Raw genomic sequence first — 20,212 nt, 5'->3', positions numbered from 1 at the left:
GGCACGGCGCAACAGCGCCTTTGCCCACCCTACGAGATCACCATCAACCGCCGCGCCTGACATCGGCAGCGGCATCGAGGAGCAACCAACATGGCTTACAAGAATTTCAAGGTTGAGACCGACGCTGACGGCATCGCGCTCGTCACCTGGGACATCCCGGGCCGTTCGATGAACGTGCTCGACGAAACCTCGACCAACGAACTCGACGCGATCGTCAAGGCGACGACGGCCGATGCAGCGGTGAAGGGTGTCGTCATCACCTCCGCCAAGGAGGCGTTCTGCGCCGGCGCCGATCTGTCCATGCTCGAAGGCATGAACCAGGCCTACGCCAAGGTGTTCAAGGAGCAGGGCGAGACCGCGGCGAACCAGATGCTGTTCGACCAGAGCCGCCGCTTCTCGCTGGTGCTGCGCTCGATCGAAACATCAGGCAAGCCTTGGGCGGCCGCGATCAACGGCCTCGCGCTCGGCGGCGGTTTCGAGATCACGCTGTGCTGCCACTATCGCGTGGCCGCGGAGAATCCCAAGACGCGCCTCGGCCTGCCCGAGGTCAAGGTCGGCCTGTTCCCCGGCGCCGGCGGAACGCAGCGCGTGCCGCGCCTGGTGCCGCCGCAGGACGCCATGACCATCCTGCTCAAGGGCGATCCCGTCACGGTCGAGAAGGCCAAGGCGCTGAACCTGATTCACGCCGTCGTTCCCGCTGCCGATCTCGTCAAGGCAGCGAAGGACTGGATCAAGGGCGGTGGCAAGGCCGTCGCGCCGTGGGACGAGAAGGGCTTCAAGCTGCCCGGCGGCCCGGTGTTCTCCAAGGCCGGCATGATGATGTTCCCCGCCGGCAACGCGATCTACCGCCGCGAGACCTACGACAATTATCCGGCCGCGCGCGCCATCATGAGCTGCGTCTATGAAGGCCTCCAGTTGCCGATCGACGCCGCGCTGCGCGTCGAGTCGCGCTACTTCACCTCGGTGCTGCGCTCGAAGGAAGCGGCTGCGATGATCCGCAGCCTGTTCCTGTCGATGCAGGAGCTCAACAAGGGGGCGCGCCGTCCGAAGGACGTGCCCGCAACCAAGGTGAAGAAGATCGCCGTGATCGGCGCCGGCTTCATGGGCGCGAGCGTCGGCTACGTCTCGGCCCGGGCCGGCCTCGACGTCGTCCTGATCGACCGCGACCAGGAGAGCGCCGACAAGGGCAAGGCGCATGCGCAGAAGGTGATCGAAGAGCAGATCAAGAAGGGCCGCGCCAAGCCCGCGGATGCCGAAGCGCTGCTCGCCCGCATCACGCCGACCGCCGACTATGCCGCGCTGAAGGATGTCGACCTCGTCATCGAGGCCGTGTTCGAGGACCGCAAGGTCAAGGCGGAGACGTTCGCCAAGGCGCAGGAATACCTCAAGCCGGACGTGATTTTCGCCTCGAACACTTCGACGCTGCCGATCACCTCGCTGGCCGAGGGCTTCAAGGACCAGGGCAAGTTCGTCGGCATCCATTTCTTCTCGCCGGTCGAGAAGATGATGTTGGTCGAGATCATCAAGGGCAAGAACACCGGCGATGTCGCGCTCGCGACCGCGCTGGATTACGTCCGGCAGATCGGCAAGACGCCGATCGTGGTCAACGACTCCAGAGGCTTCTTCGCCAACCGCTGCGTCGGCCGTTACGTCGCCGAAGGCAACGAGATGTTCCTCGAAGGCGTGCCGCCTGCGATGATCGAGAACTGCGCCAAGATGGCCGGCATGCCGGTCGGCCCGCTCTCGCTGTCTGACGAAGTCGCGCTCGACCTCGGCCTCAAGATCATGAAGGCGACGGAAGCCGATCTCGGCCCGAACGCCATCAACCCCGATCAGAAGAAGCTGATGGTGGAGCTGGTCGAGAAGCAGGGCCGCCTCGGCCGCAAGAACAGCAAGGGCTTCTACGACTATCCCGAGAAGGGCAAGGGCTCGAAGAGCCTGTGGCCGGGCCTCTCGGCGCTGCAGCCGAAGCAGCTCGACCCTGACACGCTCGACGTCGAGGAGCTGAAGCAGCGCTTCCTGGTGGTGCAGGCGGTGGAAGCCGCGCGCACGGTGGAGGATCACGTCATCACCGATCCGCGCGAAGCGGACGTCGGCTCGATTCTCGGCTTCGGCTTTGCGCCGTTCACCGGCGGCACGCTGTCCTACATCGACTTCATGGGCACGAAAAAGTTCGTCGAGCTCTGCCACAAGCTGGAAGCGAAATACGGCTCGCGCTTCACGCCGCCGAAGCTGCTCGAAGAGATGGCGGCAAAGGGCGAAACCTTCTACGGCCGCTTCGCGCCGAAGAAGGCGGCTGCTTAAGGCAGCTTGAGGTCGCACCCATTCGTGAGAGCGAGAAAGGCCGGATCATCGATCCGGCCTTTCTTATGTCCAGGCAAGGTTGCGCCACGATCTTTCAGTTTGTGGAACCGATCATAGGATCCGTATCGAGAGGCATGCCACAGTTTCGGTGCCGCCCTGTCGCGCAATTGTCATGGGCGTGCCAAAGCGGCGCCGTTCTTTTGCTTGGCCTTGGCACTACTCTTGCTCGTGGTAGGGTCGTGAGCTTGGCAATCGACCCTGTTGGACACTTGCCGATCGTTCCGCCGATCGATCCATCGGCAGGTTGAAGACGAAAGAAGAGAGCGTCCTCGATGAACTCTTTGGTGCTGCGGAAGACCGCACTCGATCGCGATGCCGCCGGGAAATACGCCGTTGCACCCGCGCCGGGACGCCATATGCCAATGCAGAAGCTTGCGCGTCTGCGACGCAAGGGGCCGATGTTTTGGGCAATGCTGGCGTCGCTGGTGCTAGCGGCGGATCTTGCGCTCGCGCTCCTCGCCTGGCTCGCCGTCGATCTCGTCATGAGTTGAGATTTCCCGTGTGTGCAGCAGGCAGGTCGCGGCCAGATAGGCGAGCTGACAAATGGCCAGGCAAGCGGCAATGACGGTCACGCCTGCGAGGAGGCCGAAATCGGAGGAGCGCAGGACCATCGCGGCAAAGATTGCGATTGGCGGCGAAGCCAGCATCAGTGCCCAGACCCTGAACGTCAAGCCGATCGCCATTCCAACCAGCGCACTTGCCAGAACCAGGAACAAGGCAATCGTCAAGTTCAACTCCAATACGAATGCCGTTAGTCTGCAACCTTAATCTGCCCGTTCGGCAGGTAGTAACAAGACAGAGCCGCTTACGAATTGTGAACTTCTGTTCACAACCTCGTTTGCCGGCACGTTGCTGCAGTGCAGCTTCGCCTTGAAGGCAATGTGTTCCAAGCGCGAAAACAGAAAAGGCCGGATGTTCGATCCGGCCTTTTGCGTGTCGTTGGGAATCAAGGCTCAGGCGGCCTGGAGCAGCCCTTCCTTCTTCAGCGCTTCCTGCACCTGCGGCCGCGCTGCGACGCGGGCCTTGTAGCCGGTGAGGTTGGGCATCGCCGAAAGGTCGAACTTCATCCGGTCGCCCCAGGTCAGCATCGTGAAGAGATAGCCGTCGGCAACCGTGAACTGCTTGCCCATCAGGTAGTCGCGGCCGGCGAGCTGGCTGTCGATGTATTTCAGCTTGCCCATGACGCGATCCTTGAAGAACGCCTTGGCTTCATCGTTCAACGCCGGCGCGAACATCGGGCCGAAGCTCTTGTGCACCTCCGAGGTGAGGAAGTTCAGCCATTCGAGCAGCTTGTAGCGCTCGGAGCTGCCGTGGGCCGGCGCCAGCGCCTTGGCCGAGGCCTGATCGGCGATCATCTGGACAATCACCGGGCCTTCGGTCACGATCTCACCGCTGTCGAGGCCCAGCGCGGGGACCTGACCCTTCGGATTTACCTTCAGATAATCCTCACCGTTTTCGAGCTTCTTGGCCCGGATATCGACCTTGACCAGCTCGTAGGGCAGGCCGGCTTCCAGGAGCGCGATGTGGGGGGACAGGGAGCAGGCGCCGGGCGAGTAATAGAGTTTCATGGAATTTCCTCCTCTTGACGCTTGGTTGTGGCGAAAGGAACGCCTACATGCACCTGCATGCAATAGTCAAGATTGATGCAGGTGCATCGAGTGGGGTAAGAGACGGGCGACGAGTTTGAGCGGGACCATGAAACGCAAACCATCGACCGAGGCAACTGCCGCCTGGATCCGCCTGATGCGGGTGCAGAGCCGCGTGCTCGACTGTGTCGAGCAGGACCTGAAGAAGGCGGGGTTCCCGCCGCTGGCCTGGTACGACGCGCTGCTCGAACTCTCCCGCGCCCCCTCCGGCGAGTTGCGGCCGGTGGAACTCGAACGGCAGATGCTGATTCCGCAATACTCCACCTCGCGCCTGATCGACCGCCTGGTCGATGAGGGGCTTGCCTCGCGCCGCGAATGCAAGATCGACAAGCGCGGCCAATTCGTCGAGATCACGGAAGCTGGCCGCGAGTTGCAGAAGCGGATGTGGAGCGCCTATTCCGCCGCGATCGAGAAATATGTCGGCTCGAAATTGTCCGATGCCGATGCCGTCAAGCTCAGCGGTCTGCTCGACCGGCTGGGCTGCTCGTGCGGCGAGATGAAGCTGCCGCCCGTCGTCAGCGTTAACGAAAGCACGCCGTCGCGATGATCGCGCGGCAAACCAGCACGTCTGCGCGCCCAGTGGGTTCGCGGACCATCCCGTCACCCGCGCATTCGGTCGAAGCGCTATTGATTAGAGTTTGATATGGCGCGAGACCAGATCGATATGACGCCGCTGCAATCGCGCGACGAGCTCGTCGCGTGGTTCGAGGCCGGCTGCAAGGACCCGTCCGAATTCCGCATGGGCACCGAGCACGAGAAGACGCCGTTCACCCTCGAAGGCCACCGTCCGGTGCCTTACGAGGGCGCGCGCGGCATCGGCGCGCTGCTCGAGGGCATGAAGCTCCTGCTCGGCTGGGAGCCGATCATGGAGAAGGGCAACATCATCGGCCTCTACGACGTCACCGGCGGCGGGGCGATCTCGCTCGAGCCGGGCGGACAGTTCGAGCTTTCCGGTGCGCCGGTCGAGAACGTGCACCAGACCCAGAGCGAGCTGATGGCGCATCTGGCGCAGGTGCGCGAGATCGCAACGCCGCTCGGCATCGGCTTTCTCGGGCTCGGCATGACGCCGTCCTGGTCGCGCGCCGACATTCCGGTGATGCCCAAGGGGCGCTACAAGATCATGACCAACTACATGCCGAAGGTCGGCCAGTACGGCCTCGACATGATGTACCGGACCTGCACGGTGCAGACCAATCTCGACTTCTCCTCGGAAGCCGACATGGTCAAGAAACTGCGCGTCTCGCTCGCGCTGCAGCCGGTCGCGACCGCCTTGTTCGCAAACTCGCCGTTCACCGAGGGCAAGCCGAACGGCTTCCTCTCCTTCCGCTCGGAGATCTGGCGCGACACCGACAATGCGCGCGCGGGCATGATGCCCTGGGCGTTCGAGGACGGCATGGGTTTTGAGCGCTATGTCGACTACGCGCTCGACGTGCCCATGTATTTCGTCAAGCGCGGTGAGGAATACATCGACGTCTCGGGCTCCTCGTTCCGCGCCTTCTTCGACGGCCGCAACAACAATCTTCCCGGCGAGCGGCCGACATTGTCGGACTGGGCCAATCATCTCTCGACGATCTTCCCGGAGGTGCGGCTGAAGCGTTATCTGGAGATGCGCGGCTCCGACGGCGGTCCGTGGGGCCGGCTGCCTGCGCTGCCGGCGTTCTGGGTCGGGCTGCTCTATGACGATGTGTCGCTTGATGCCGCATGGGACATGGTGAAGCACTGGACCGCGTCCGAGCGCCAGGCCCTGCGCGACGACGTGCCGCGTTTCGGCTTCAAGGCGCGGATCAAGGACCGCTATCTGTTCGAGATCGCCAAGGAATGCCTCGTTCTGGCACATGCCGGCCTGCGCCGGCGCGGCCGGATCGACCAGCTTGGCCGCGACGAGACGCGGCATCTGGAGCCGCTCGATCGCATCGTCGATTCCGGCCGGACGCCGGCGGAGGAAATGCTCGAGAAGTTCAACGGCCCCTGGCAGGGCTCCGTGGAACCGGCCTACGCGGAATACGCTTTCTAGATCGACCGACGCTCAGAGGTTCAGCCGTTCATCGCCCATACAGGTTTGCGGCGATCAAATGACCGGCTGAAAAAACCTGAGCATCGTCAATAACTCGAAAGCTGTTCCGATGGGGAAGGGCCGCCTGTCCGGGGCCGTCGTCTTGGCCAAGGTCTTGGCGAGCGTCGTGGCGTGCGTCACGCTGCTCTCGCTCGTGATTGCGAGCGTGCCTGCGCGGGCCCAGACGGCGTTCGACAGGCCCGGCGGCGACTATTTCAATCAGCCGATCACGTCGGGCGATCCCGAGGATTGCGCGCTGCTCTGCGAGCGCGACCGCAAGTGTCGCTCCTGGAGCTTCAGCTATCCCGACATCGACGGCGCCTCTGCGGTGTGCTGGCTGAAGAACACGGTGCCGGCGCGCGTGCCGGGCAATTGCTGCATCTCCGGTGTGCGCGGCGCCGGCGTGATCGAGCCGCGCGTCGAAGGCGTGGAAACCTCGATCGATCGCCCCGGCGGCGACTTGCGCAATTTCGAGCTCAAGGACGGCGAAGGCGAAGAGGCCTGCAAGGCCGCCTGCACCGCCGACAACAAGTGTCGCGCCTTCACCTATGCCCGCCCCGGCTACACGGGCCGCGAGGCGCGCTGCTTCCTGAAAAAGGAAATCAAGCCGCCGCGCCGCAAGGCAGGCTTCACGTCGGGCGTGGTGCGGTAGAGCTCCCTCTCGTGCCCCGGGCGCAACGCACCACGTAGTGGTGCGCTGCTGAGCCGGGGCCCAGAGGTGCTGGGTCCCGGCTCTGCGCCGCATCGCTTTGCGATGCGCCTTGTCCGGGACACGAGAGCTACGTGTCCGCCGCAATCACCGTGAGCTCCGGCCAGAGCGCCTTCCATCGCGCGGCCTTCACTGCGTAACTTGCCGCGGAAAAATTCGCCCCCGGATTGGGTCGCGCAATCAGCCCCGCGACATCGCCGAAGCCGTGCGGCGCGTAGACCTCGTAGTCGTTGCCCGCGCGCCTGACACCGACTTGCGTGTTCTGCGTGAGGAAGCGGTCGATGCCATCCGTCGAGCACGTCAGAGGCGGGTAGGGCAGGCCGTGCTTGCCCGGGTACCACAAATGCACGCGCGCCTGGTTGCGCGTCTCGACCTTGACGCCGAGATGCCCGAGCCGCGCATGCACGTTCCGGATCACCGCATCCTCCGCCTCCCATGAGGTGTCGGCGTCGAAATAGAACACGTCGTAATCGGCGATGCCGTGATCGAGCGGGCGGCCCGTGAGCGCGTTCCACGCCGTCTGCACCAGGCAACCCGAGACCAGCCATGCGTCGGGCAACCCAAGCCTGGCGAGTTCGTCGATGATCGTAACGTTGACGGGATTTCTCAGCGCGAGCGCAAGGAATTCGTCGCGGTTCATCGTGAGGTGAGGAGACTTTCGCTCAATGCACGGCGGTGAAGAACCGCGCCAGGCGGAAACCGGACAGCCAAGTCCACACCGGCTGGCCGCGCATGCCGAGATCCCAGGAGCCGAGCACGGCATCCGCGCGTCCGACCAGATTGTCGATCGGCAACATGCCGACGCCACCGGAGCGTAAGGGCACGCGGCTGTCGGCGGAATTATCGCGGTTGTCGCCGAGCACGAAGAGATGCCCGGCGGGGACCGTCACTTCCTGCGTGTTGTCGAGCGGGCCGTTGTCGCGCATCTTGAAGATCAGGTGCGAGACGCCGTTCGGCAGCGTCTCGACATAGCGGTAGGCGGGCTCGCTGCCGCCATTGTCGTCCTCGGCCGCGCCAACGCCGTCGGGCTTGAGCTCGGCGGGACGGTCGTTGATGAAGAGCTGGCCCTGCCGCATCTGGATGCGGTCGCCGGGCAGACCCACGACGCGTTTGACCCAGGCCTGCGAGCGATCGCCGGGCCAGCGGAACACCACGACGTCACCCTGCTTCGGCGTCTCTGCGAACACGCGGCCGCTCTCGGGCAGGTTGATCTGGATCGGCAGCGACGAGGTGCCGTAGCCATAGGGGAATTTCGAGGCGAGCAGGGCATCGCCGATCAGCAGCGTCGGCTCCATCGAGCCCGACGGCACGTAGAACGGCTCGGCGAGCGCGCCCTTGGCGATGAACACCGCGGCGACGATGCCGGCGAGCTGGACGAGCTGCCCGCCCCAGCCGGTGCTCTTCCGCTTGGCGGGGACGGTTACCTTGTCGACACTCATGCGCCCGTTCCACCCACCGTAATGCGTTCCATCAGAAGTGACGGCTGGCCGACGCCGACAGGCACGCCCTGGCCGTTCTTGCCGCAGGTGCCGATGCCGGTGTCGAGCGCGAGGTCGTTGCCGATCATGCGGATGCGATGCAGGTCGGTCGGCCCGTTGCCGATCAGCATGGCGCCCTTCAGCGGCGCGCCGATCTTGCCGTTTTCGATCTTGTAGGCCTCGGTGCACTGGAACACGTATTTGCCCGAGGTGATGTCGACCTGACCGCCGCCGAAATTCGCGGCGAACACGCCGTTCTTCACTGAGGCGAGAATCTCGGCCGGGTCGCGGTCGCCCGCGAGCATGTAGGTGTTGGTCATGCGCGGCATCGGCACATGGGCATAGCCCTGGCGGCGGCCGTTGCCGGTCGGCTTCATGTTCATCAGGCGTGCGTTCTGGCGGTCCTGCATGTAGCCGACCAGGATGCCGTCCTCGATCAGCACGGTGCGGTTGGTCGGCGTGCCCTCGTCGTCGATCGAGAGCGAGCCGCGGCGCGAGGCAATGGTGCCGTCGTCGACCACGGTGACACCCTTGGCCGCGACCTGCTGGCCCATCAGGCCGGCGAACGCCGAGGTCTTCTTGCGGTTGAAATCGCCTTCGAGGCCGTGGCCGACCGCCTCATGCAGCATCACGCCGGGCCAGCCGGCCCCGAGCACGACGTCCATCTCGCCGGCGGGGGCGGGAATCGATTCCAGATTGACCAGCGCCTCGCGCAGCGCGCCGTCGGCGGCGTCGCGCCAGGACTTGGCCTCGATGAATTCGGCATAGCCGGCGCGGCCGCCATAGCCCTTGCTGCCGCTTTCCTGGCGGTCGCCCTGACCGGCGACGACGGAGATATTGACGCGCACGAGCGGACGGATGTCGCGATAGCTCTCGCCATCAGGCCGCAGGATCTCGACCACCTGCCAGGTCGCGCCCAGGCTGACGCTGACCTGCCGTACCCGCGGATCCCTGTCGCGCAGATAGGCGTCGATCTCGGCCAGCAGCTTGACCTTGGTCTCGAAGCCCGGCGCATCGAGCGGATTGTCGTCACTATAAAGCCGCACGTTGGTATGCGCGGGCGGCGCCGCGAAACTGCCGGAGTAACCGCCGCGCACGGCGGCGACCGCGTCGGCGGCGCGAATCAGCGCCGGCACCGACACGTCGGAGGAATGGGCGTAGCCGACCGCATCGTCCTTGACGGCGCGCAGGCCAAAACCCTGCGAGGTATCGTAAGTCGCCTGCTTCAGCCGCCCATTGTCGAACATCAGCGCTTCGGTCTGGCTGTACTCCAGAAACAATTCGCCGTCATCGGCACCGGCAAGCCCGCGCGCGACCTCGTGGCGAACCTGGTCGCGGTCGAGATTGGCGCGGTCGAGCAGGGAGGTCGTGGCGGGGTTGGTCATGTGTCCGTCCATTATCTGGAGATCTGGGGCAAGATAATGGTTTCGGACCGGTTCCGCGAGGGCGCGAAGCCTCACATTACGGAAACAATAGGTCGTCGCGGGTCCGGCTGCCTACGGCAACTTGTCATATCCCTCACCGAGCCCGTTCAGGCTGAGCGGGAAGCCAATCCCCTCTTCCGGGGTCTCGAAGATGATGAAGGTGGCGGTCTTGGCGGTGCGGAGCTGGCCGAGCAGCTTGTCGTCCATGACGACCTCGGCGACGCAGCCATTGGGCAGGCAGCGGACGAAGCCGGCGCGGCCGACGTCCTGGTTGTCGAGCTTGAGGCCGAGGCCGGAGGGCAAGAGGACGCCGAGCGGGGCGACCACGCGCATCAGGCGGCTCTTCTGATCGGCCGTCTTGAGCACGATCACGGTCAGGCCGGCATTGGAACGGTCTTCGGCCACCACGGACTGGATCAGCGCGCATTGCTCGGTCTGGGCGCCCGGCGGGGTGTCGCAGCGGATCTGCCAGTCGCCATGGACGGAGCGCACCGCGCCCTGCGCATGGGCGAGCCCCGGCAGCGCCATGACGATGGCCGCCGCCAGCAGGGCCGTCAGCATCGTAAGGCCGCCAGCCTGCCTTTTAGCCCGCCTTGCCACGCCTCTCGAAAACCCCATCGGGTCGGTCCCTCTGCTCGCCTGGGTCGCTCGCCCTTGGTGGGCTAATCTGGCGGACTGATACGGGAATGACGGCGTCTTGAAGGCGATTCCCAAGCAAATTCCACGCCGCCGAGGCCGCCACCGCCGGCACGAATCAGGTTCCTGTGCGGCCGTTCGCAAGTGCCTACAACGGGCAATTCCGCTGTCAAGCCGCACCATCCCGGGAAACGGTATTTTTGTCTGATCTTACTAGGAAATATCTTGCGGGTGATCGCAGGCAGAGGGGGCTCAAGACTGCATTGCGATAGATCAAGAATTATGGTTTGAGAGGCTTGATTTCGGCGTTCTAGCGATCTGGCCCCAATTCCTCTTAGAGGTATTCTTGCGCGGCGGTTTGTCAGACGGGCGGATCGAATAAGCGTTTCCCAAAAATAGGGGAATGCACTTGGGGTGATTTCGTAAGGGGAGCGCGACGGCATGAGGATGTCGATGGGCCGGGTCGGCCGACACTTGCTGGGATTGGCCGTGGCGGGTCTGACGCTGGCGACGGGCGGGGCGGCCTTCGCGGAGCTTGGGCAGCCGAAGCCGTGGGAATGGACGCTTCAGGAATCCGGTTCCCCGGTGATGGACAACATCGTCTGGTTCCACAACTTCCTGTTCGTGCTCATCACGCTGATTACGCTGTTCGTTCTGGCGCTGCTGGTGGTCGTGGTTGTCAAGTTCAACGCGAAGGCCAATCCGGTGCCGTCGCGGACCACCCACAACACGCTGATCGAGGTGGCCTGGACGCTGGTTCCGGTGCTGATCCTGGTCGGCATCTCGGTGCCGTCGTTCCGCCTCCTGTTCCTGGAGCTCGACGTGCCGAAGGCGGATCTGACCATCAAGGCCACCGGCAAGCAGTGGTACTGGTCCTATGCCTATCCCGATAACGGCAAGTTCGAGTTCGACTCGCTGATGGCCCAGGACAAGCAGCCCCGCCTGCTCGGCGTCGACAACGAGATGGTGGTGCCGGTCAACAAGGTGATTCGTGTCCAGGTGACCGGCGCGGACGTCATCCACGCCTTCGCGCTGCCGGCTTTCGGCGTCAAGATCGACGCCATTCCGGGGCGGCTGAACGAGACCTGGTTCAAGGCCACCAAGGTCGGCATGTTCTACGGCCAGTGCTCGGAGCTCTGCGGCAAGGATCACGCCTTCATGCCGATCGCGATTCGTGTCGTGGAAGACAAGGAGTTCGCCTCCTGGGTCGAGACGGCAAAGAAGAAATACGCGAGCGGCGGCGCCAGCACCTACGCCTCCGCGGCCGGCCCGACGCAGTAAGCGCCGGGCGAGGCTCGAGGGGACTGAAAGCGACATAACGGGCGGGACCGCATAAGGTCCGCATGGGACGCAAGGCAGGATTTGAAAATGGCAACGAGCGCAGCGGCACACGGCGATCACGCGCAAGACCACGGACATGACGAGCACGCCCATCCGACCGGATGGCGGCGCTACGTCTATTCGACCAACCACAAGGACATCGGCACGATGTACCTGATCTTCGCGGTCATCGCCGGCGTGATCGGTGCCGCGATGTCCGTCGCGATCCGTGCCGAGCTGATGTATCCGGGCGTGCAGATCTTCCACGAGACGCACACCTACAATGTGTTCGTGACCTCTCACGGCCTGATCATGATCTTCTTCATGGTCATGCCGGCGATGATCGGCGGCTTCGGCAACTGGTTCGTGCCGCTGATGATCGGCGCGCCCGACATGGCGTTCCCGCGCATGAACAACATCTCGTTCTGGCTGCTGCCGGCCTCCTTCGCCCTGCTCTTGATGTCGACCTTCGTCGAGGGCGAGCCGGGTGCCAACGGCGTCGGCGCCGGCTGGACCATGTATGTGCCGCTGTCGAGCTCCGGCCATCCGGGCCCCGCCGTCGACTTCGCGATCCTGTCGCTGCATCTGGCGGGCGCCTCGTCGATCCTCGGCGCCATCAACTTCATCACCACCATCTTCAACATGCGCGCGCCGGGCATGACCCTGCACAAGATGCCGCTGTTCGTGTGGTCGATCCTGGTGACGGTGTTCCTGCTGCTGCTGTCGCTGCCGGTGCTCGCCGGCGCGATCACGATGCTGCTCACCGACCGCAATTTCGGCACGACGTTCTTCAACCCGGAAGGCGGCGGCGACCCCGTGCTGTTCCAGCATCTGTTCTGGTTCTTTGGTCACCCCGAGGTGTACATCCTGATCCTGCCCGCCTTCGGCATGGTCAGCCAGATCGTCTCGACCTTCTCGCGCAAGCCCGTGTTCGGCTATCTCGGCATGGCCTACGCCATGGTCGCGATCGGCGGCATCGGCTTCGTGGTGTGGGCGCACCACATGTACACGGTCGGCATGTCCTCGGCGACGCAGGCCTATTTCGTCGCCGCGACGATGGTCATCGCGGTCCCGACCGGCGTGAAGATCTTCTCCTGGATCGCCACGATGTGGGGCGGCTCGATCGAATTCCGCGCCCCGATGATCTGGGCGGTGGGCTTCATCTTCCTGTTCACGGTCGGCGGCGTCACCGGCGTCGTGCTGGCGAATGCCGGCGTCGACCGCGTGCTCCAGGAGACCTACTACGTCGTCGCGCACTTCCACTACGTGCTGTCGCTCGGTGCGGTGTTCGGGATCTTCGCCGGCTGGTACTACTGGTTCCCGAAGATGTCGGGCTACATGTACAATGAAGGGCTCGCCAAGCTGCATTTCTGGGTCACCTTCATCGGCGTGAACCTGGTGTTCTTCCCGCAGCACTTCCTCGGCCTGTCGGGCATGCCGCGCCGCTACGTCGACTATCCCGACGCGTTCGCGGGCTGGAACCTGGTCTCGTCGGTTGGCTCCTACATTTCCGGCTTTGGCGTGCTGATCTTCCTCTACTGCGTGATCGACGCCTTCGCGAAAAAGGTGCCGGCTGGCGACAATCCGTGGGGTGCGGGCGCGACCACGCTGGAGTGGACGCTGCCCTCGCCGCCGCCCTTCCATCAGTTCGAAGTGCTGCCCCGCGTGCAATAAGCCATCTTGCGCGGCGCCCGTGACGGGCGCCGCGGCTCCATAACGAAGCGAGTTGATTTAGTGTCCGTCCTCGACCAGAACGCCATCGACATCAATCCCCGCATCTCCGAAGCGGAGGTTGGCGACTATCTCGCGCTGCTCAAGCCGCGGGTGATGTCGCTGGTGATCTTCACCGCGCTGGTCGGGATGGCGATGGCCCCCGGGCACTTCCACTGGGTGCTGGCGATCACCTCGCTGCTCTGCATCGCCGTCGGCGCCGGCGCCTCCGGTGCGCTCAACATGGCGCTCGAAGGCGACATCGACGCCAAGATGTCGCGCACGGCCAACCGGCCGATTCCGCGCGGCCGCATCACCCGCCCCGAGGCGATGGCGTTCGGCATGACGCTCGCCTTCTTCTCGGTGATGACGCTCGGCATCCTCGTCAACTGGATCGCGGGCGCGCTGCTCGCCTTCACCATCTTCTTCTACGTCGTGATCTACACGATGGGTCTGAAGCGCTGGACCGCGCAGAACATCGTGATCGGCGGCGCTGCCGGCGCGCTGCCGCCGGTGGTGGCCTGGGCTGCCGTGACCGGCACGGTCGACGTCGAGCCGCTGCTGCTGTTCGCCATCATCTTTTTCTGGACGCCGCCGCATTTCTGGGCGCTGGCGCTGTTCCGCTCCGACGATTACGCGCGTGCCGGCATTCCGATGCTGCCCAACGTCGCCGGACCCGATGCGACGCGTCTCCAGATCCTGCTCTACACCGTCGTGCTGATCGCGGTCGCTGCCGCGCCCTGGGCGCTCGGTTATTTCGACGCCGTCTACGGCATCGTCTCCCTGATCCTCGGCGCCGGCATGCTGGTGCTCGCGATCAACGTCTATCTGCGCCGCGAGCGCAGCCAATCACTGCGCGCCACGCGAAAACTGTTTGCCTTCTCCATCCTTTATCTGTTCGCGCTGTTCGCGACCCTGCTGGCAGAGGTCGTGTTCCGGGCGCTTGCTCCGATGGTTGGGGGCGCATGATCGCAGGGATGGCTGACAAACCCGAGCCAGATGGAATCGTCCTCACCGAGGCGCAGAAGAAGAGCCGTCGTCAGCGCTCCATTGCCATTGCTTTGGCGCTCGGCGTGCTCGTGGTGCTGTTCTTCGCCGTCACCATGGTCAAGGGACCGGCAGTGCTAATCCGGCCGATGTAGGTAAGATGGATCACGAGCCGACCATATCGCGGGATCAGAGCCGGACGGCCAGGAAAGGCGCCGGTAAGGGCCTCGGCCGTGACGTGCTGGTCGCCTCGATCTGCGGCGGCGTGGTTGCGCTGATGGTCGGCGCGTCCTACGCGGCGGTGCCGTTCTACAACTGGTTCTGCCGCGCCACCGGCTTCAACGGCACGACCCAGGTCGCGACCTCGGCGCCGGCCACAGGGCCGATCGCGCGCAAGATCGCGGTGCGCTTCGATTCCAACGTCGCGCCCGGCCTGCCCTGGAAGTTCGTGCCGGAGCAGAACGAGATCGAGGTCAATATCGGCCAGGTCGTGACCGTCTTCTACACCGTGACCAACCAGGCGGCGCGCACCACCGCCGGTCAGGCCGCCTACAACGTCGCGCCGCTGACGGTCGGCTCCTACTTCCAGAAGATCAACTGCTTCTGCTTCACCGAGCAGACCATGGCGCCTGGCGAGAAGCGCGAGATGCCGGTCGTGTTCTATGTCGATCCGTCGATCGCCGACGACCACGAGAACGACGGGCTGAACACGATCACGCTGTCCTACACGTTCTATCCGGTGAAGGATCCGGTGGTGAAGCCGCTGGCATCGGGCGAGGATGACAAACGCAAGGGAAATCTCTGACCGCCGGCGTACGCCGCGAGGGTTGGAAACAAGGGGATAAGTGCCTGATAGGCACGGGATTGAGGAGAGAGACGGAAATGGCTACGGCGCAAGGCAAGCATCACGACTACCATTTGGTCGATCCCTCTCCGTGGCCGGTGGTCGGCTCCATCTCGGCCTTCATCATGGCGGTCGGCGCGATCACCTGGATGCATCACATGTTCTCGGCCGCCCCGATCATCTTCGGTGTCGGCACCGTCGGCGTGCTCTACACCATGGCGAGCTGGTGGGGCGACGTGATCAAGGAAGCCCAGTACAAGGGCGACCACACCCGCGTCGTGCAGATCCATCACCGCTACGGCATGATCCTGTTCATCGCCTCCGAGGTGATGTTCTTCGTGGCCTGGTTCTGGGCCTATTTCAACGCGGCGCTGTTCCCGGCCGATGCCGTTCACGCCACCCGCGACGCGGTGTTCGGCTGCGGCCTCGGCACCCAGGCCGGCGCCTGCGCGGTCCCGGGCACGTGGCCGCCGAAGGGCATCGAGACCTTCGATCCCTGGCACCTGCCGCTCCTGAACACGCTGATCCTGCTCACCTCGGGCACCACGGTGACCTGGGCGCACCATGCGCTGCTCGAGAATGATCGCCAGGGCCTGAAATACGGCCTGATCCTCACCGTCGTGCTCGGTGCGCTCTTTACCTGCGTGCAGGCCTATGAGTACGGTCACGCGGCGTTCTCGTTCGCCGGCAACGTCTATGGCGCCACCTTCTTCATGGCGACCGGTTTCCACGGCTTCCACGTGCTGGTCGGCACCATCTTCCTGCTGGTCTGCCTGTTGCGCGCCTATGCCGGCCACTTCACGCCGAAACAGCATCTCGGCTTCGAGTTCGCCGCCTGGTACTGGCACTTCGTCGACGTGGTCTGGCTGTTCCTGTTCCTCTGCATCTATGTCTGGGGACACGGCGCCGAAACCATGGCCCACGGCGCGCACTGAGCAGCTTTGGATCGACCAGAAAGGGCGGCCGCAGGGCCGCCCTTTCGTTTTTCGGCCGCCGGAAGCTCTGGCGGAAACCGTGCTAAAGCGTTTTCGAGCGAAGCGGATACCGGTTCGCGGGAAGAAAACGCGTCAAAACAAGAATCTGGTGCTTCGGTTCTGATTCAATCAGAACCGATAATGCTCTAGAGTCCGCCATCATGAACGACACCGCCGGTCCATCCGAGCCCGAAACCACCGTCCTGCAAAGCGCGATGCGCGGGCTTGCGTGCAGATGTCCGCGCTGCGGCCAGGGCAAGCTCTATGCGGGCTTCCTGACGCTCGCACCTGGCTGCGACCGCTGTGGCCTCGACTACGCTTTCATCGACACGGGGGACGGCCCGGCGATCTTCATCATCATGCTGGCCGGCGCGATCGTGGTCGGCTGCGCGCTCGTCGTCGAGGTCAAGTATCAGCCGCCATACTGGCTGCACGCGGTGCTGTGGTTGCCGCTGATCCTCGCCACCACGCTGTTGCCGCTGCGCTCCATGAAGTCGCTGCTGATCGCGCTGCAATTCCACCACAAGGCAGCGCCGGGCCGGCTGGTCGACCGCGCGAAATGAACGAGACTGCGCGCAAGCCTCGCGTGGCCGGCTTCGCGCTGTTCACGCTCCTCCTGACGGCTGTGTGCGTTGCACTCGGCGTCTGGCAATTGCAGCGTCGGACCGCCAAGCACGAACTGATCGCGGCACTCACCGAGCGTCTGGCGGCGGCGCCCGTCGCGCTGCCGCCGCCCGCACAATGGGCTGCGCTCAACCCCGCGCGCGACGAATTCCGCCGTGTCAGCTTCACTGCGACCTACGCAGCCTCACCCGACGCGATGGTCTATTCGTCCGGCTCGGCCGTGCGCAAGGACGCCTCCGGTCCCGGCACCTGGGCCTTCCTGCCGGCGCGGCTCCCGAGCGGCGAGATGGTCGTGATCGATGCCGGTTTCGTCGAGAACACGATGCAGGATCGCAGCGTCGAGGATCGTGCGGTGAAGAAGCTGGTGACCGGGCAGCCCGTCGCGCTCACCGGCTATCTGCGTTTTCCCGAGGCGCCGGGCTGGCTGACACCGGCGGAGAACCGCGACAAGCGGCTCTGGTTCGTGCGCGATCATCTGGCGATCGCAAGCGCGCTCGGCTGGGGCGCAGTTGCGCCGTTCTACGTCGATCTGGAACAGCCGGCACCCGAGAACGGCATCCCGCGTCCAGGTCCGCTCGACGTGCATCTGAAAGACGATCACCTGCAATATGCCATCACCTGGTTTTCGCTCGCGGGCGCGGTGCTGATCGCCTTCGGCGTCTGGGTGAGAGGACGCCGCCCGGGTTGAATGTTCCGTAGGTTTCCGGAAGGAACCCGGTATCGTCCGGGGTTTACCATTCAGCGCACATTCACGAGTGTGGTCCTAAGCCGCATGCAAATTTTCGCGGCAAACAGGATTGCGTCGTGAGCGATTTCGATCAGATGGGAATTGTCGTCGATTGGGTGGATGCCTGCCGGAAGGGCGACCTCGCGGCGCTGCTCGACCTCTATGCGGACGACGCCGAGGTCGAATGCTCGTGCAACGGCTCGCATCGCTATCGTGGCCGAGGCGAGCTCGAAGCCTACTGGGGCCCGCGGCTCAGCGCATTCTCGTCGGCCGGCTTCGGTCTGGAAGAGATCAATCCCGTGCCGCACGGTGTCGATCTCGAATATTCCGTCGCGGGCGCGCTGCGCATCCGTGCGTCCTTTCGCTTCAACCCGGAAGGCAAGATCTTCACCACGCTTTGCGAGCCGGCGCGACAGAAAGCGCATCACGGCTGCGCGTGCTAGCTTTGCGCCGGCCCGTCCCGCGTCGTCTCCACGGGCAGACGGCAGCGCACATAGGTTCGTTGATCCGCACGCAGCAATGACAGCGATCCGCTGAGCGCGCGCACGCGCTCATGCATGCCGGTCAGGCCCCGGCCGAAGACGTTGCCTTCGGGAAATCCGCCACCGTCGTCGGATATCTCGATGGCGAGCGCGTCGCCTGAAATGGCCGCCTGCACATGGGCATGGCGTGCGGCGGCATGGCGCAGCACGTTGGTCAGCGCCTCCTGGATGACGCGATAGACGGTCTGGGCCAGCGGCCCGCCGATTCCGTCGAGACCGGGATCGACCGTGGCCGTCAGGCCGATCTGCGGGGCCTGCTTGCGAAAGTTCCGGAGCAGCGTCTGTACGCTGGTCGCAAGGCCCAATTCCTCGATATAGAGCGGCCGCAGCCGGTCGAGGATGCGGCGGTTGGTCTGCTGGAGCGCTTCGACCGATTGCAGCACCTGCTGCGCCGAATCGCCGAGATTTCCCGCCGGCGGCGAAGCCTCGATCAGCGAGATCGTGCCGGCACGGATGCTGAACAGCAGCGGCCCGAGTTCGTCGTGCAATTCGCGGGCGAGGTCGCGCCGCTCGTCGTCCTGGAGCGAGACCAGACGGTGCAACAGGTCGCGATTGTCCTGGCTCAACTGCGCGAGCGTTGCAGCCAGAGCATTGGCCTCCTCGCAGCTTTGCCGGATTTCCGGCGGTCCTTCGATCGGGATCGGCACGGTGTAATCGCCACGCCGCATTCGCGTCAGCCCTTCACCTAGATAGAGCAGCGGGCGCAGGGCCGATCCCGCAAAGGCATAGGCAATGGTGCCGGTGATCGCCATCAGCACGACGACCAAGCCGATCAGTGCGAGGAAACCGATCCATTTCTCGAACAGGTCGGCCGACTGGTCCGGCAGGAAGACGAGATCGCCGACACGCTTGCCGTCGATCGTCACGGGAGATGCCGCATCCATGTCCGGAATGGTGAGCAGATCGATGAACCATTGCGGCACGCCATGCGGCTGCTTGCGCAGGCCGTCCATCGGGGGGGATGCGGGACCTGCATCCACACCGCGGAATTGGATATCGGAGGAGGTGTCCAAAGAATGGACAAAGGCATCGAGCGTCTGCCGCGGATTGTCCGAGGCGCGCAGGGTGTTGTTGAGCGCGGCGGCGACCGCCCGGGTCGAGCGCTGCCCCGGCTCGTTCTCGTCGGCCAGTTGGCCCGCCGCGAAGGCCTGGAGCAGCACGCCGCCCATGATCAGCGCGGCGAGGAAGCTCACGCCGAGCGGAAGAAACAGTTGCGTCCGGAAGGAGAGCCGTTGCCACATTAGGTCAATTCTAACGCGTCCCGGCGGATTTCTCTCTTTCCATTTGTTCCCGCCGGTCTATGAGTCGAAAAACAAGAGAGCGCGCGATGCAAGATACCGCCAAGCCGGCGACCAGGGTTCTGATCGTCGACGACCATCCCGTAGTGCTGTCCGGTTGCCGCACCCTTTTCGCATCCGACCATTCGATCCGCATCGACGAGGCGACGGACGCCAAATCCGGGCATCGCGCCTATATCAGCAAGCGGCCCGACGTCACCGTGATCGACATCAGCCTGCCCGACGTTTCCGGCTTCGAGCTGATGCGCCGGATCCGCAAGGACGATCCTGATGCCAAGATCATCATGTTCAGCATGAACGACGATCCGGCCTTCGTGGTGCGGGCGGTCGAGCTGGGGGCGCAAGGCTATGTCTCCAAGGGCGACGATCCCAGGATATTGCTCAAGGCGGTGCGCAAGGTGGTCGCGGGCGACAATTTCATCTCGCCGCAGCTGGCGGAGGCCGTGACGTTTTCCGGCGCCGCGATCAAGGCCAATCCGGCCTCGCAGATGACGCCGCGGGAGCTCGAGATTCTCCGCCTGCTCGGCCGCGGCGACAAGATCGTCGAGGTCGCCGAGGCGCTCGGCATCTCCTACAAGACCGTCGCCAACACAACGTCTCTGCTCAAGCAGAAGTTGGGGGCCAAGAACCATTCCGACCTGATCCGGATCGCGGTGGAAATCGGCATGAACTGACGTCCGCCAGCGACCGAACCGGCTGCTCCAGGATGCAGCGGTTCGGTCGGCAGATCGGCGCCACCACCGGCCGGGCAATGCGTGACCGAGGGCGAACGCCATCCGCCGACACAATGGGCTGAAGCTGGGTTCGTTCCTGCTGCGATGAGGGATTCGGGAAGAAACGGCAAAGGAGGCCTTCTGACTTGCTTACAGACGTCGG

21 protein-coding genes are annotated in these 20,212 nt (G+C 64.4%); 14 read left to right on the top strand and 7 right to left on the bottom strand.

Features of this window, described 5'->3' with window-relative positions:
• The first annotated feature begins 90 nt into the window (after window positions 1–90).
• Window positions 91–2,304 (top strand): FAD-dependent oxidoreductase, encoded by a 2,214-nt coding sequence (locus AC1RUR_RS10320; protein WP_492843445.1) that lies wholly within the window; start codon window positions 91–93, stop codon window positions 2,302–2,304.
• 488 nt (window positions 2,305–2,792) lie between these two features.
• Here the strand turns inward: AC1RUR_RS10320 and AC1RUR_RS10315 are convergent, their stop codons facing one another.
• Together AC1RUR_RS10315 and gstA are read right to left on the bottom strand one after the other, a co-directional pair.
• Entirely contained in the window at window positions 2,793–3,092 is a 300-nt protein-coding gene (locus tag AC1RUR_RS10315; protein WP_492843443.1) for a hypothetical protein, read from the bottom strand.
• A gap of 225 nt (window positions 3,093–3,317) precedes the next feature.
• Window positions 3,318–3,932: a glutathione transferase GstA gene (gene gstA, locus AC1RUR_RS10310; RefSeq protein ID WP_492843441.1), complete on the bottom strand. Its 615-nt coding sequence runs from the start codon at window positions 3,930–3,932 to the stop codon at window positions 3,318–3,320.
• Between the two features lie 127 nt (window positions 3,933–4,059).
• Here gstA and AC1RUR_RS10305 point away from each other — a divergent pair, with 127 nt between their 5' ends.
• The 3 genes from AC1RUR_RS10305 to AC1RUR_RS10295 all read left to right on the top strand — a co-directional run bounded on the left by AC1RUR_RS10305 (window position 4,060) and on the right by AC1RUR_RS10295 (window position 6,715).
• Complete coding sequence (locus tag AC1RUR_RS10305; protein ID WP_492843439.1) at window positions 4,060–4,557, top strand: MarR family winged helix-turn-helix transcriptional regulator; 498 nt, start codon at window positions 4,060–4,062, stop codon at window positions 4,555–4,557.
• Window positions 4,558–4,653: 96 nt separating this feature from the next.
• Window positions 4,654–6,024: a glutamate--cysteine ligase gene (locus AC1RUR_RS10300; protein WP_492843437.1), complete on the top strand. Its 1,371-nt coding sequence runs from the start codon at window positions 4,654–4,656 to the stop codon at window positions 6,022–6,024.
• 109 nt (window positions 6,025–6,133) lie between these two features.
• Complete coding sequence (locus AC1RUR_RS10295) at window positions 6,134–6,715, top strand: PAN domain-containing protein (RefSeq protein ID WP_492843435.1); 582 nt, start codon at window positions 6,134–6,136, stop codon at window positions 6,713–6,715.
• Window positions 6,716–6,842: 127 nt separating this feature from the next.
• On the opposite strand, the gene AC1RUR_RS10290 is transcribed toward AC1RUR_RS10295, so the two are convergent.
• From AC1RUR_RS10290 to AC1RUR_RS10275, 4 genes are all read right to left on the bottom strand, one after another.
• Window positions 6,843–7,412, bottom strand: a complete 570-nt coding sequence (locus AC1RUR_RS10290; RefSeq protein ID WP_492843433.1) for a nucleotidyltransferase family protein — start codon at window positions 7,410–7,412, stop codon at window positions 6,843–6,845.
• Between the two features lie 22 nt (window positions 7,413–7,434).
• Entirely contained in the window at window positions 7,435–8,211 is a 777-nt protein-coding gene (lepB, locus tag AC1RUR_RS10285) for a signal peptidase I (RefSeq protein WP_492843431.1), read from the bottom strand.
• On the bottom strand, window positions 8,208–9,635 hold the full coding sequence (tldD, locus tag AC1RUR_RS10280; RefSeq protein ID WP_492843429.1) for a metalloprotease TldD: 1,428 nt from the start codon (window positions 9,633–9,635) through the stop codon (window positions 8,208–8,210). The genes lepB and tldD overlap by 4 nt, the downstream gene beginning before the upstream one ends.
• Before the next feature lie 111 nt (window positions 9,636–9,746).
• Window positions 9,747–10,292, bottom strand: a complete 546-nt coding sequence (locus AC1RUR_RS10275) for an invasion associated locus B family protein (protein ID WP_492843427.1) — start codon at window positions 10,290–10,292, stop codon at window positions 9,747–9,749.
• Between the two features lie 459 nt (window positions 10,293–10,751).
• Here AC1RUR_RS10275 and coxB point away from each other — a divergent pair, with 459 nt between their 5' ends.
• From coxB to AC1RUR_RS10230, 9 genes are all read left to right on the top strand, one after another.
• Window positions 10,752–11,591, top strand: a complete 840-nt coding sequence (gene coxB, locus AC1RUR_RS10270) for a cytochrome c oxidase subunit II (protein ID WP_492843425.1) — start codon at window positions 10,752–10,754, stop codon at window positions 11,589–11,591.
• Window positions 11,592–11,678: 87 nt separating this feature from the next.
• Window positions 11,679–13,304, top strand: coding sequence for a cytochrome c oxidase subunit I (ctaD, locus tag AC1RUR_RS10265; protein WP_492843423.1), 1,626 nt, complete (start codon window positions 11,679–11,681; stop codon window positions 13,302–13,304).
• 60 nt (window positions 13,305–13,364) lie between these two features.
• A complete protein-coding gene (locus AC1RUR_RS10260) occupies window positions 13,365–14,309 on the top strand; it encodes a heme o synthase (protein WP_492843421.1) in 945 nt (314 codons plus the stop codon).
• Window positions 14,306–14,482 (top strand): cytochrome c oxidase system small membrane protein, encoded by a 177-nt coding sequence (locus AC1RUR_RS10255; protein WP_492843419.1) that lies wholly within the window; start codon window positions 14,306–14,308, stop codon window positions 14,480–14,482. Before AC1RUR_RS10260 ends, AC1RUR_RS10255 begins: the two co-directional genes overlap by 4 nt.
• Window positions 14,483–14,487: 5 nt before the next feature.
• Entirely contained in the window at window positions 14,488–15,132 is a 645-nt protein-coding gene (locus AC1RUR_RS10250) for a cytochrome c oxidase assembly protein (RefSeq protein WP_492843417.1), read from the top strand.
• 77 nt (window positions 15,133–15,209) lie between these two features.
• Window positions 15,210–16,106, top strand: a complete 897-nt coding sequence (locus tag AC1RUR_RS10245) for a cytochrome c oxidase subunit 3 (RefSeq protein WP_492843415.1) — start codon at window positions 15,210–15,212, stop codon at window positions 16,104–16,106.
• A 200-nt stretch (window positions 16,107–16,306) separates the two neighbouring features.
• Complete coding sequence (locus AC1RUR_RS10240; RefSeq protein ID WP_492843413.1) at window positions 16,307–16,708, top strand: DUF983 domain-containing protein; 402 nt, start codon at window positions 16,307–16,309, stop codon at window positions 16,706–16,708.
• The gene (locus AC1RUR_RS10235) at window positions 16,705–17,457 is read left to right on the top strand and encodes an SURF1 family protein (RefSeq protein WP_492843411.1); all 753 of its coding nucleotides are present in this window, start codon (window positions 16,705–16,707) and stop codon (window positions 17,455–17,457) included. The genes AC1RUR_RS10240 and AC1RUR_RS10235 overlap by 4 nt, the downstream gene beginning before the upstream one ends.
• A gap of 116 nt (window positions 17,458–17,573) precedes the next feature.
• Window positions 17,574–17,939, top strand: a complete 366-nt coding sequence (locus AC1RUR_RS10230) for a nuclear transport factor 2 family protein (protein ID WP_492843409.1) — start codon at window positions 17,574–17,576, stop codon at window positions 17,937–17,939.
• Here AC1RUR_RS10230 and AC1RUR_RS10225 read toward each other — a convergent pair.
• Window positions 17,936–19,279: a histidine kinase gene (locus tag AC1RUR_RS10225; protein WP_492843407.1), complete on the bottom strand. Its 1,344-nt coding sequence runs from the start codon at window positions 19,277–19,279 to the stop codon at window positions 17,936–17,938. The genes AC1RUR_RS10230 and AC1RUR_RS10225 overlap by 4 nt on opposite strands.
• 86 nt (window positions 19,280–19,365) lie before the next feature.
• On the opposite strand from AC1RUR_RS10225, the gene AC1RUR_RS10220 reads away from it, so the two are divergent.
• Window positions 19,366–20,010, top strand: coding sequence for a response regulator transcription factor (locus tag AC1RUR_RS10220; RefSeq protein WP_008139927.1), 645 nt, complete (start codon window positions 19,366–19,368; stop codon window positions 20,008–20,010).
• Window positions 20,011–20,212: the final 202 nt, after the last annotated feature.

The sequence above is a fragment of the Bradyrhizobium sp. GW821-FHT12B03 genome (genome assembly GCF_058807535.1).
This window is presented reverse-complemented; position numbering and strand designations above follow the sequence as displayed.